General features: G+C 49.4%; 10 protein-coding genes. 5 read left to right on the top strand and 5 right to left on the bottom strand.

From position 1 onward, the window contains the following. Positions 1 to 100 precede the first annotated feature (100 nt). Positions 101 to 493 carry a winged helix-turn-helix transcriptional regulator gene (locus tag FN124_RS20170; RefSeq protein ID WP_260607531.1) on the top strand — a complete coding sequence of 131 codons (393 nt, stop codon included), beginning with the start codon at positions 101 to 103 and terminating at the stop codon, positions 491 to 493. On the opposite strand, the gene FN124_RS20165 is transcribed toward FN124_RS20170, so the two are convergent. Next, entirely contained in the window at positions 482 to 1435 is a 954-nt protein-coding gene (locus FN124_RS20165; RefSeq protein ID WP_142686551.1) for a hypothetical protein, read from the bottom strand. The two genes, FN124_RS20170 and FN124_RS20165, sit on opposite strands and share 12 nt — an antisense overlap. A 103-nt stretch (positions 1436 to 1538) precedes the next feature. On the opposite strand from FN124_RS20165, the gene FN124_RS20160 reads away from it, so the two are divergent. The 4 genes from FN124_RS20160 (at position 1539) to FN124_RS20145 (ending at position 4824) form a co-directional block, all read left to right on the top strand. Next, positions 1539 to 2480, top strand: a complete 942-nt coding sequence (locus FN124_RS20160; RefSeq protein ID WP_142686550.1) for a helix-turn-helix transcriptional regulator — start codon at positions 1539 to 1541, stop codon at positions 2478 to 2480. A 53-nt stretch (positions 2481 to 2533) separates the two neighbouring features. Next, positions 2534 to 3595, top strand: coding sequence for a winged helix DNA-binding domain-containing protein (locus tag FN124_RS20155; protein ID WP_142686549.1), 1062 nt, complete (start codon positions 2534 to 2536; stop codon positions 3593 to 3595). Between the two features lie 61 nt (positions 3596 to 3656). Then, positions 3657 to 4460, top strand: a complete 804-nt coding sequence (locus FN124_RS20150; RefSeq protein WP_142686548.1) for a HipA family kinase — start codon at positions 3657 to 3659, stop codon at positions 4458 to 4460. After that, positions 4438 to 4824 carry a DUF3037 domain-containing protein gene (locus FN124_RS20145; RefSeq protein WP_142686547.1) on the top strand — a complete coding sequence of 129 codons (387 nt, stop codon included), beginning with the start codon at positions 4438 to 4440 and terminating at the stop codon, positions 4822 to 4824. The genes FN124_RS20150 and FN124_RS20145 overlap by 23 nt, the downstream gene beginning before the upstream one ends. 196 nt (positions 4825 to 5020) lie before the next feature. Here the strand turns inward: FN124_RS20145 and FN124_RS20140 are convergent, their stop codons facing one another. The 4 genes from FN124_RS20140 to FN124_RS20125 form a co-directional block, all read right to left on the bottom strand. Next, positions 5021 to 7492 (bottom strand): glycoside hydrolase family 95 protein, encoded by a 2472-nt coding sequence (locus tag FN124_RS20140; RefSeq protein ID WP_142686546.1) that lies wholly within the window; start codon positions 7490 to 7492, stop codon positions 5021 to 5023. A 328-nt stretch (positions 7493 to 7820) separates the two neighbouring features. After that, positions 7821 to 10079, bottom strand: coding sequence for a DUF7133 domain-containing protein (locus FN124_RS20135; RefSeq protein ID WP_142686545.1), 2259 nt, complete (start codon positions 10077 to 10079; stop codon positions 7821 to 7823). Between the two features lie 12 nt (positions 10080 to 10091). Further along, positions 10092 to 10505, bottom strand: a complete 414-nt coding sequence (locus FN124_RS20130; protein WP_142686544.1) for a c-type cytochrome — start codon at positions 10503 to 10505, stop codon at positions 10092 to 10094. Between the two features lie 192 nt (positions 10506 to 10697). Further along, positions 10698 to 13217 (bottom strand): AfsR/SARP family transcriptional regulator, encoded by a 2520-nt coding sequence (locus FN124_RS20125; protein ID WP_142686543.1) that lies wholly within the window; start codon positions 13215 to 13217, stop codon positions 10698 to 10700. Positions 13218 to 13353 lie beyond the last annotated feature (136 nt).

Raw genomic sequence — 13353 nt, 5'->3', positions numbered from 1 at the left:
TTCAGTTTTAATTTTCCAAAACTACTTACCTTTGGTAACTATTAGTTCAACCTTACTTTTTTGTTACTGCTAACCTTTTGGTAAGTTAAAATTGTTAAACGTGAATAAACATCAACGTCCTTCGGCGGAGGCTTGCGCAGCCTCCCTTACGGCAGTGGGAGATGCGCTGTATGCCATCGGTGGTAAATGGAAGCTGAAGATCATTGTAGGGCTTATAGGCAATAGAAGACGCTTTAATGAATTACAGCGTATAGTAACAGGTATTTCTGCCAAGGTGCTCTCTAATGAGCTGAAAGAAATGGAGCTGAATGGTTTTGTGAGAAGAATACCGGTGGAAGATGCCGGCCATATCATGGAATATGAGCTGACGGATTACAGCGACACCCTGGGGGATGTGCTTCATTCATTAACCGTATGGGGAAAAATGCACCGGCAGAAAATTACAGGGCGCAGTATGGATATACCCGCCCTGCAACCGGCATCAGTTGAGTAAAGTGGCCTTTACGGGCAACTGCAGCTGGTAACCTTTACTGCCCATGTATACATATCTTTCCACGGCAGTGAACCGTATTTTATTTTTGCCTTTCAGCAGGCTTTTCACTTCCTCCGGAAGCCCCTCTGTATCCTTGGCGGTAGCGGTTCCTTTCAGCGTGATCACAATATCGCGGAAGTATTTTTTGTCACCCGCTGGTACCGTATACTCGCTGGTCCAGCTGGATAATCCTTCTTCCGCTCCTACTTCAGTTCTTTCTGTACCATAAGCGGCCATTACCTGCTGGTAGCCGCCATTAATGCCGGCCACCAGGAAAAGGGCGCCGTCGAACGGGCCACCGCCAGGTCCGTTGCTATGCCTGATCATAAACGCATACTGGTCATTTCCTATCAGTAAGGGCTTAGGTGCCGGGCAATTTGAAAACGCGCCATAAGCTTTAATAGCTGGCTGGAACATGCGCAGTTTCCAGCCTCCGTCTGTAAGCACAAACTTGGCCAGGCCCAGTAGTCCGCCGGTAAAGCGCGATGTCTGGAGCCCTTCCTCATCAAATACAGAATGGTTAAAGCTGATCACCTTGTACTGTAAACCTGTAGCATCTTTAAAATCCATTTCATTGATCAGCCGGGTGGCTACTCCTTCGGAATAAGGGAATACCGCATCTCCGTCGCCGTTTACATCCGGGTAGGATTTGGGCTTACAGGTTTTGCATTCCCAGTTGATCAGTTCATTGCGGTATTTTTCCTTGCTGAGATGATAGTACTTGCCGGGAAACAATTGGAGCAGGGCTTTCTGGGCGTTAAAAGTTCCTGCCAGCACCAGGTTGCGGGGCTGCAAAATGGTATCGGGCACATTTTTCTTTTGCAGGTATTCATCGGATTGGGCGTAACAGGCGGCTGCCAGCCCTGTTTGCAGCAATGCCATCACAAACAAACGTTTCATCATAAAGTGTAAGCTGTTATCTGTGTCAAAGGTAATACGCACAACGTAATAACGATATGCAGGGAAAACATTAAATTAGTTACCTGAATCCTGCTAACTGTTTACTATGATGAACCGCTTCGACCGATTAACCGCTATTCTGATACATCTGCAATCCAAAAAACTGGTACTGGCACAGGAAATTGCCGACCGCTTTGATGTTAGCCTGCGTACCGTATACCGCGATGTGCGCTCGCTGGAACAGGCCGGGGTGCCCGTTATTGGTGAAAAAGGTTTGGGCTATTCCATCATGGAAGGTTATCGCCTGCCGCCGGTAATGTTCACCGAAGAAGAAGTGATTGCTTTCCTGATGGCGGAGAAAATGCTGGAACAGCATGCCGACCTGCAAAACAGCGAACGTTTTAAAGGCGCTATGTTCAAGGTAAAAGCTGTATTGCGTAACGCGCAGAAAAAAGTGCTGGAAGACCTGGAAGAAACTATCGTTACCCATAAGGTATCTGAACATAATTACCTGCTCAACGATACGCTGCCACTGCTCATCAGGGCAATAGGCGAAAAGAAGATACTCCATATCCAATACGCTACCGAAACCGGTGTTAATGAGCGGGATATAGAGCCGATAGGCATCCTACGGGAAAACGGTACCTGGAATGCGATCGCCTTTTGCAATACTTCGAAAAAATATCATCCCTTCAGAACAGAACGGATGCTGTCTGTAAAAGATACGAACCGGCCATTTCTGCAGGAGCACATCTCCCTTAACGAATACCTGGCAAACAAACCTAAAGATAAGGGGCAATCGTTCCCGGTGGTGATCAATGTACACAACAATATGGCCCGCTATCTTACAGAGCAGAAATATAACTATGGCTTTATTACGGAAAAGCCGGGGAAAACGCATACCCGGATGGAGTTTGAAGCGCCCTGTATACAAGCCTTTTCCCGCTGGTATATTACTTTTGCGGACCAGGCCGATATTGTTATGCCTGTTTCCCTCAAAACACTGGTAAAGGACCGGCTGAAGGAAATGCTGAAAAAAGTTTCGTGAGCGGGTTTTCCAACTGACATACGGTTGTCACATACCACCGGTAATTTTGAAATATGAACAGTCAGCAGATCGCACAACACCGGCTGCAACAACAGCAGCTCCTCCATTCCAGCTTTACACAGCCGGCAGCGCTGGTACGCTGGATGGGCTGTATACAGGCGCAGGATTACGCCGGCGCCAAATGGGCCATTGGCAACCGTATCAAAGGCGGCACCGATGCTTCCATTGAAAAGGATTTTAATGATGGGAAAATCCTGCGTACCCATGTTCTGCGCCCCACCTGGCACTTTGTAGCGCCGGAAGATATCCGCTGGATGCTGCAGCTCACCGGCCCTAAAATAAAAGCCTTTAATAAAAGACTGCATACTAAACTGGGCATCACGGATAAAGACCTGAAACGCAGCAATACTATTATTACCAATGCGCTCAGCGATCATAAATTCCTTACCCGTACAGCCATCCTGGCGTTGCTGGCTAAAGCAAAGATCAATACCGACGATATCCGCCTTGGCTTTTTCCTGATGGAAGCTGAACTGGAAGGGCTTATCTGCAGCGGGCCACGGCAGGGAAAGCAATTCACTTACGCATTGCTTTCAGAACGTGCGCCTGCAGCGCCACTGCCCGGCCGGGACGAAGCCATTGCCCGGCTCACGCTTTGCTACTTCAGCAGCCGGGGCCCCGCCACCCTGCAGGATTTCCAGTGGTGGAGCGGGCTGAATATGGCAGACATCAAAAAAGGATTACATCTCAACAGCCAACATCTTACCCACACCGTTACTAACGGTAACGCCTATTGGTTTGCTGCAGCGGCCACGGTAAGTAAACGCAGCATCTCTTCCACTTTCCTCCTCCCCTGCTATGATGAATATGCCGTGGCCTATAAAGACCGCAGCGACATCCTCCCGGCCGGGCATCCCGCGGCTGCCGGTTATGGTATCTTTAAGCCTGTAATTGTGGTTAACGGGCAGATAAGCGGTACCTGGAGCCGGAAAGAAAGCAGCCGGTACATCACTGTTACCACGGAGCTGATGAGCCCCGGTAAAAAAATAAACCCCGCCGCTGCCGCCTACGCGGCTTTTATGGGCAAACCCCTGCAGGAGATCGTCTCCGTATAAAAGATATTTGGTTACTTTGCCCAGGTATAGATCCATATTAAGCAAACGAACCAGATATCAGATGACAGAAGATATACAGCTTCAGCTCAGAACGGTGAATGTAACCCGCTACGTAACGCCGTTACGTGAGGGAGGCTCGCTGCCGGCTATTGCCGAGGCAGACGACGGGTTCCTGTATGCCCTGAAGTTCAGGGGCGCAGGCCAGGGCGTAAAAGCGCTCATCGCAGAATTAATTGGCGGCGAACTGGCCAGGATACTCAAACTCAAAATACCGGAGCTGGTATTTGCCAACCTGGATGCTGCCTTTGGCCGCACAGAGCCCGATGAGGAAATACAGGACCTGCTGAAGAAAAGCGTGGGGCTCAATCTTGCCCTTCACTATTTATCCGGCGCTACTACATACGATCCAACGGTAAACACCATTGATGCGTTAACAGCATCTAAGATCGTGTGGCTCGATTGTCTCCTTACCAATGTAGACCGCACCGCGCGTAATACCAATATGCTGATGTGGCGCAATGAGCTGTGGCTGATCGATCATGGCGCATCGCTTTACTTTCACCACTCCTGGCAAAACTGGCGCGAACAATCGCTACGCCCTTTTGTACAGGTAAAAGATCATGTGCTGCTGCCACAGGCCGGTGAACTGGAACAGGTGGATGCCGCCTTCCGCTTAATACTCACACCCGAACGCATTCGCGCCGTGGTAAACATCATCCCGGAAACATGGCTGCAAAGTGAAGACAGCAACGATGTTACACCGGAAGAAAGGCGCCAGGTATATTTTGAATTTTTAACTACCCGGATCAGCCACTCCGGGATATTTGTAAAAGAAGCACAACATGCAAGAGAATCACTTATATGAGTACGCGGTAATACGGGTGGTACCAAGCGTGGAGCGGGAAGAGTTTCTGAATGTTGGTGTCATTCTTTATTGCAGGCAACAAAAATTTTTACGGGCAGTGTATACATTAAACGAAGAAAAATTACATGCCTTGTCTCCACAGGCAGATGTTAATACCATCCGCCCCTACCTGGATGCCTTCGTGGAAATTTCCAAAGGCAGTAAAGCCGGCGGCCCTATCGGGGCGCTGGATATGGCCAGCCGTTTCCGCTGGCTCACCGCCATGCGCAGCAGCGTGGTGCAAACCTCCAGGGTACACCCGGGCTTTTGCAGCGCCAACCCGGAAGACACGCTGATGCGGTTGCATGAGCAGCTGGTGCTCTAAGCGGATTTTGTCTGACTCAGGATTAAACTGATTACACTGATTACGCTGATTGGATTACCTTGGATTTTAAATGATTTGGGGAGATTTAAGCGGATATTTTCGCTTCTATCTCCCCGAATCTTTTTTAATCATTGACAAAATCAAATCAGCGTAATCAGTGTAATCAGTTTAATCCTGAGTCAGACAAAAACCGCGCTTACTTCTTCACAAACGTATAAGTTTTACCCGCCTGCGTTTCCAGGTCATACAATATCGTATTGGGCAGCGGCAGCTCCTCCACTTTTGCTTTTTCACTTACCAGGGCAGGCGCTGTTGGCTCCAGCTGGAAGAAAGGATTGGTTTGCTCGCCTGCAGCCGCTTTCAGCTGGCCATTTTCCTTCAGTGCGTTGGGTACGCGCAAACGGCATTTGCCTCCGAGCGTGGAGCGGATAGTGACCTTACTCAACTGGCCATTTTCCCACACCATTTCTCTGATCTCGAAACCACCACGCGCACGCAGGCCGCTTACACGGCCGTTCTTCCAGTCGCCCGGCAGCGCCGGCAACAGGTGAACAGCGCCATCCTGGCTTTGCAGCAGCATTTCACAAATACCTGCTGTACAGCCGTAGTTCCCATCGATCTGGAAAGGAGGATGCGCATCAAATAAATTTGGATAGGTACCGCCACCACTGTTCTCTCCTTTGTTTACACCTGCAGGCGTAAGCTGGTCTTTGATCAGTTTCCATGCGTGGTTGCCATCCAGCAAACGCGCCCAGAGATTCACTTTCCAGCCCATAGACCAACCCGTGGAAATATCGCCGCGCTGCAGCAGCGAGGTACGGGCGGCGCTGAATAATGCAGGCGTGCGGTAAGGAGAGATCTGGTTTGCCGGGTACAACCCGAATAAATGAGATACGTGGCGGTGTTTGTCGTTAGGGTTATCCAGGTCCTGCAGCCATTCCTGTAACTGGTTGTATTGGCCTATCTGCATAGGTGGCAGGCGTTTGCGCGCAGCTTTCATTTTTTCTATTAATGCTTCATCAGTATGTAATATTTCTGCTGCATGAATAGTATTGGTAAAGAGATCAAATACAAGTTGATTATCCATAGTGGCGCCTGCCGCGATAGATATGCCAGGATAGGCTTTGGGGTTATTCTCCGGCGACATGGACGGGGATACTACCAGCCATTTATGTACCGGCTCTTCTACCAGGAAATCAAGGTAAAACTGTGCAGCGCCTTTCAATGCAGGATATACCGTTTGCAGGTATTGCTTATCGCCGTTAAACAGGTACCTCTCCCAGGTATGCCGGCTTAACCATGCGCCTCCCATGGGCCACATGGCAGAGTATATACCGTCTACCGGCCCTGTGATACGCCACAGGTCCGTATTGTGATGGGCTACCCATCCACCGGCGCCATACATTACCTTTGCGGTTTCCCGGCCGGTAACAGACAGGTCCTTCACCATTTGTATCAGCGGCTCGTGCATCTCAGAAAGATTCGTTTCTTCCGCAGGCCAGTAATTCATTTCCGTATTAATGTTGATCGTATACTTGCTGCCCCAGGGCGGGTTCATAAGCGGGTTCCAGATGCCCTGCAGGTTGGCTGGCTGGCCTCCCGGCTGTGATGCGGCGATGAGCAGGTACCTGCCAAACTGGAAATACAATGTTACCAGCTGCGGGTCATTACCTTCCCTGAAATCCCTTACACGGATATCTGTTGGATTTTTGATGGAATCAGTAGTACCAAGATCCAGTTGTACCCGGTTAAAGAAATGCTGGTAAGCGGCAATATGATCTTTCAGTAAACCAGCGAAATGCTTTGGCCATACCTTTTGCATATACGCGGTGGTGCGCTTTACTTCATCGCCGCTTATATCTGCATAGTTTACAAAGTTGGTGGCGATGGAAACATAGATGGTCACTGCATCTGCGTTGGTAACGCTGATAGTGCTTCCATCAGCGGCAGTTTTACCGCCGCTGGTTTTAAATCTTACCTGCGACTGGAACTTCACCTTGCCGGGCACGCCTTCTTTATCGCCGCTGGTACCGGATAATACCAGTTCGTTATTACCGCTGGTAACCACATTCGATTTCTGCGGGCTTTTCATGCCGGCGTTAAAAGTAATGCTGCCGGGTTTACTGGCAGTAAGCTGTATAATGATCGCCTGGTCTGGTATGGATGCAAATACCTGGCGGGTGTATTTTACGCCGTTTACCGTGTAGCTGGTGGCAGCTACGGCAGTTTGCAGATCCAGTTCCCTTGCATAGCCGGTATACTGGTTGTGCCCCGGGAAATCCAGCTGCAGGTCTCCAACCGGCTGATAGCACATACCGTTGATCTTTTCCGCCTGGATATTCTTTGCTGCCATCTGGCTGGCTTCTTTCATTTTGCCGTCAAATATCAGCTGCCTGATTTCCGGTAACGCCGCCAGCGCATGCGGATTATCGTTGCGGTTAGGGCTTCCGCTCCATACCGTATTTTCGTTTAGCCGTATCAGTTCGCTTTCCGGGTTGCCATACACCATGGCGGCCAGGCGGCCATTGCCTACCGGCAGAGCGGCTTCCCACACCTTGCCTGAGGGCTGGTTGTACTTTAGCTTCAGCTCCGTGCGCTGCGCCAATGCAGGAAGAGATGTGAAGAATGCTATAACGCAAACGGTTATACTGTGTGTGTTCCTTCGCATGAGTTTTTTACAGTTAAGTGGAATATAATTCTCCGGGGTTTCTTTTAAAACGCCGGACTGGTTATGGGTTTTACCGCTATCATTATTTCCGGGACGCCTTCTTTTAAGATGCCGGGACGAAGCGGTAAATTTTCCTGAGTGTTATGATGATCTGGGATCCGGTGTATGACGGCATCAAAATACAATTTATAATTGGCTGTTCATAACTGAAAATCGGGATTGTTTTATAATACCTGCAGGCAAAAGGCGGGTATCCGGTATACATCCCGCATTAATAGCGTGATCCCCTGCCAGATAGCAGGGGATCACTGCGGTATTGTCAATGGGCTTACCGGGCAGACTGCTCCAGCTCTTCCATTGTCCAGAATTTATCACGGCCGGCGGTGGCGGCTCTCATCTTCTTTACGCTTTCCACATCTACCACCGGTGATTTTCCTTTCTCTGCTTTTCCGAAATTATAACGTACATAACTTAATATGGATGCTACCCATTCATCGGTATTGGTAGCGCCGAAAGGAGCCATCACATCGGTATAGGTTTTACCATCAATAGGGCCGGACAATCCATTGAGCAGTATTTTCATCATCAGCGCTTTGTCGCCGTTAACCCGTTTGGACCCTACAAATGGCGGTGCAGCCGCGCTGCCGCCTCCTACCACGATACCTTTGCCATCCGGCCCATGACAGGTGGAGCAAAGCTGTTTGTAGATGTTGGCGCCATTCAGGATAAGATTTCGGTGGGCTGCCGGCATATTGGCAAGGCGGCTGCCAAACAGTTTGGTATTGTTGTTCACTTCCACGCTACCGGCAACGCTGTTCAGCATTTTCGTATAGGCGGAATGGCTCACCATGGCGGTTTGCAGGGCTTTTGCCTTTTCAGATCTGCTCACGGACAATGACAGTACCAACTGTACCTGCACTGCTGCGGCGGGGTCATTTTGCAGCGAAGCCAGTTTGCCGATCACTTCTTCATCGTCTTCTTTCAGGTAGGCTTCACTGATCCATACAGCGGCTTTTCTCACCTGGGCATCCGTATCGCCGAGGGCGGCGAACAGGGTTGCTTTATCAATAGCATGCAGCCCTTCCAGTGTCCACAGTGCATGGATCCGCGCCAGTGCGCCGTTATTTTTACCGATAGTGGCATGTTTGCCGGTGGCAATGAGTTTGAGATCGGGCACTACCGACCTGTCGCCGTTGGCAATTATTTCCTTTTGTGCATTATCTCTCCACCAACCGTTGGCATGATCCAGGTAAGTGATGAGGGTGCTGCCGGGAGCGTCCAGCAGTTTGGGTTTGGCGTCAGGTTTATAACCATCGTGCACCAGGCGGTAGATGCGGCCATGGCCAATATTTTTCTCCAGTCCCTTTTGCAGGATGCGGGGGCGCAGGAAGCTGCCTTCGGCTGTCCAGGTGGCTTCCTGGATAATGCCGCGGTACATATCTACTATGTACAGGCATCCATCCGGGCCGGTGGCAGTGTTCACCGGGCGGAAGTTCATATCATAGGAAGTGATGAATTCTTTCTGACCATCGTAAGCATTCTTCAGCGTGATCTTCCCATCCACATCGGTTACTTTAGCGCGGCGGATCAAACGGCCTACCGGCTCACAGATCAGCAGGTCGCCTTTAAGATCTGCGGGCAACGCATCTCCCCTGAAAACCGACTGTCCGCAGCTGGCTGTAAAATGATTAAGCGTGGTATCGGGGCGGAGCCGGTTCATACCTCCCTGTACATCGGGGGTGGCAATGATAGGCCATACCGCCAGGAAATCGCGGTTGTACTGGTCGTTGGGATTCAGGAAACCATAAGCAGGATTGATCTGGAAGCCCAGCGCCGGAATTTCGGCGCCTGCGCTGGAGAAAAACAATCTCCCGTAATCATCATTCCCTAATCCCCATTGCCCGCCGGGGGAATTGGTTAAACTATCCGGCACCAGTTTACCATCTACATACCGGTAACGCACAGGGTCGCAGCTTACGTAGATCCAGTTGTCTATATTCCACACCAGGCCGCTCTTCTGATGTTCCAGGTTACGGGTATCGGGCCTGTCGTTCTTATATACCAGTTCTTTCACATCTGCTACACCGTCGCCGTTGGTATCTTCATAACTCCTGATGTTATAGGTAAAGGTTTCATTTACCAGCAGTTTATGTCCGATGCACAGCATCATACGGGGCAACACAAGGCTGTCGATAAACGTGGAGCTTTTATCCATGGTACCATCGCCGTTGGTATCTTCCAGTAACGAGATGCGGCAGATGGGCAGGTTTTCGCCGGTGCCATTGATATCCTGCATATAGGTACGCATTTCCGCCACGTACATCCTGGCGTTGCCATCCCATACAATAGCCACGGGCTCCTTGATCATCGGTTCGCTGGCCACCAGCTGCAGGTGATAACCATCCGGCACCTGGATGGACTTCATACTTTCCTTTACCGTTTGATAAGCGGGAGAAGGATGGGGGTTGACAATAATATTCCCGGCCGCATCTTTTTTTATGCCGCTTGTTTTGCTGGATACTTTACATTGATAGATAAACAGGCTGAACCCGGCGAGTGCCAGTAGCAGTAATGAGTTTCTTTTCATGAACGCGGAACTTTATTTAGCATTTAAAGAGAGAATATACGTCACCATTTTTTTTGCATCTGCGGCCGCCAGCGAAGGATGCGCTGCCATGGGCACTGCACCCCAGCTACCGGAGCCGCCGTTGATGATCTTGGACGACAACAGTTCCACATTAGCTGCGGAATACGGGTATTTCTTTGCCACATCGGCGTAAGCAGGGCCTACCACTTTGGTATCCACTTTATGACAGGCCAGGCAATCGGATTTGGTGAGCAACATTTTGCCTTCTTCAATATCCTGTGGTTTAATGGCCGGCGCCACTGTTGCTTTGGTTTTGGCGGAAGGAGCGGTTTTTACAGGCGACTTTTTGGCAGCCGGTTTCGTTTGGGCATTAACGGTACCCATCACATACATCATTAAAAAAAACGGAATAGCTAAACGTTTCATATCGTCATACAGTTTTTATAAAATACAACCAGTTGATTGATTTTTGGTAATGCCAATGCAAGTAAAGCGGGAAGCGATAATAAATGATTAATAAAAGATTAATCCGGCCGTTTCCGGAAAAAAAAGACAAAAAAAGCGGTTAACACATTAATAAGCGCACTAATTCCCTTTCAGGAAAAGATCAGGATAAGTTCAGGAAATGGTTTGCTGGAAGTCCGGCTGGTAATCTTCCCCATACAATTTCCGGTAATCCCGGGTAAAATTTGTAAAGGCTGTACGAGCCAGGGAGTGTTTTCCCAGCGCTACCAGCGCCTTGCATTTTACGCGCATCACATCTTCATTCACCGGATCAAATGCATAGAGGTAGTCGGCCACCTGCACCAGGAAGGCGGGATCTTCTTTAAGGTCGGTGATGGCCACATAACGGAGGAAGCGATCGATGATATCATTGGAAATATCGGATTTGAAGGGATCCAGCCATTCATGCTCTTCAGCTGGTAAAAAACTGCCACGCCGGATAATGCCGGTCATTGCCGTAATGTCAGCACGGTCTGGTTTCACTGTCTGCCGGGTGTCTGCCAGGTAAGCCAGGTAATCGATATACAATACCCCGCTGGTTTTTATTTTCCAGTATCCGGTGTCTTTGGAGATCTCACAGCCACCGGTTTTATCAAGGATACTTTTGAGCTTGGCAATATTCACCGCCAGGTTATTGCGCGCGCTTTCCGGCGACTTATCAAACCAGAGCAGTTCTTTCAGCTTTTCCGCGCTGATGCCTCTTTCCCATTTCAAGGTATACAGCAGGGTCACCAGGAATAATTCCCTGATCAGTGGGGTGAATAACTTCGTGATCTCTGCGCCGCTGGCATCAAATACCTGGAAATCGCCAAAGAGGTATACTGCGCTTGCTTGCGGAGGGGCAGCCTCTATGTGAGAATTGTTTTCCGGCACTGTGGTAACGCCTGTAACAGGTGGTGTTTTCTTTTTGCGGAACCTGGCGCCAATACTTATCAGTAATAAAGTAACGGTAAGCAGGGCAATGGCCAGCCACCACTTTTTCTCTACACCGGCAGCCGGCGCAGCAGGCGGTGTAACCGGGAATGGCGGATCGTACAATGAGAAAATACCTACCCTGGTATGGCTATGATCATCCGGGCTGTAGAGGGTTACCGCCACAAAACGTTTGTCGGCCGGGCTATAAAACAGGTCCGCAAAGGCGTCTACATCCAGGAACTCATAGGGGATACTGTCTCCTACCGGCTGAAGCTCCGGTTGGGTCAGTGATCCTTTGACCATCTGCAGCGTTGTGTTGAATTTATTTTTCGGGAATATCAATCCATAAAAGGCATTGTCTTCTTTACGGATCACCAGGGAATTGGCAAACACAAATTCCTCTGTATCTTTTCTAAGCGTATACAATTTCTTAAAGGTATGCCGGAAGGCGTCATAGTAATGGAGGTCGTATAAATTTTTAGGGTTCAGCACCTGCCTGCCGGAAGTGTTGCCGTACCCGCCAATGATGTATACCCCGTTACTGTCGCCCCCCGCTGCCGCCAGGTACCGTGGCGTGATGGTACCACCGGTGGAATCGCGGTGGTAGTTGCCGGTAAACGGCCATCGTGCACTGAAAACATCGTTCTGATATACAAAGAAACCATAGCCGTTAAAAGTATAAAGAACACTATCGCCCTGCAGGTATTTATTAAAGTGGCTATAGCCCGGAGAGCGGCCGGGATTATCAAGGTATTTATTCCAGGAGAGCGAGTCAGGCTGCAGGCTTCCCAGTACCAGCAGGTCGCGGGAAAAGGTAAGGATACTGTTGGTGCGTTGATTATATACCGATTGATAGGCGCTGAATATATGCTGTGGCCCGGTAGTATAAGCGGCCGGCGTTATTTTATTGGAGGCTACGGAGTAGCTGAATAAGGAATCGCGGGTAACGATATAAAGCATACCTTTCTGCTGGTTAAAAGCTACTGTGGCGGGGCCGTTCACAAAAAAATGCTGTAACGGCTGCCAGTTGCGGTGCATCTTTTTTATCCAGAGCGGGTTTATTACAACGCCAGGGCGATTACCATGAGCACTTGCCGCAACCGTACCATTTTCTTCATTCAGCGGCCAGGTATACCGGAGGGCGCCATTTTGTTTTACCTGCACGTTGCGGATCTTCATGGGTGGCACATCCGCGTTACGGAACGACTGGTAATCGTTTGCGCCAAAGAAAATCTTATAGCAGGCTTTCTCCGGAAAATTTACTTTTTCACTAACGATCTCCCGGTCACGCACAACCGTGAGCATTCCCCGCTGCTGGTCAAATTTTAACCGGATGGTGTGCCATTCGTCGTTTATGCCAAGCCCCGGGATGCTGAAGGAGATATGCGAATAGCTATCGCCCAGGACCACGCGAAAATGTTTATCTCCAAATTTAGGGTCGTAGTCGTACAGGATATCTATGTTCTGTGTTTCGTCACGGATGATCCTGACCACATAGCCGAAATAATTTTTTTGCTGGGGGATAAAAGAGATCTCGAAAGATAATTCAAAGCTGCCGGTAAAGCAGAGAGCGTTTGTGGTACCCAATGCCAGGCCTGTCCTTTTTTCCTGTATTACTTCATGACTGTAAAAGCCCAGTCCGTCCGTTTGGCCGGAAGCGTTACAGGCGCAGCATAGCAACAGGAAGATACATAGACAAAGGTGGTGGAATTTTATCATTACCGGTGTTACTTAAATAGATTCCCTTTTTGATGGTACTAACGGGTAAAATACAAAATTCTGCGCCGTAAGCACTATTTACCGGGGAAATCAAAAGTAACAGGAATAATATTTATTCCAAAACCGCTTACAACAT

It is taken from the genome of Chitinophaga polysaccharea (genome assembly GCF_902150045.1).
Lineage (GTDB): Bacteria > Bacteroidota > Bacteroidia > Chitinophagales > Chitinophagaceae > Chitinophaga > Chitinophaga polysaccharea_A.
Note: the sequence above shows the minus strand (reverse complement) of the source record. Positions and strands in the feature narration are given on the sequence as shown.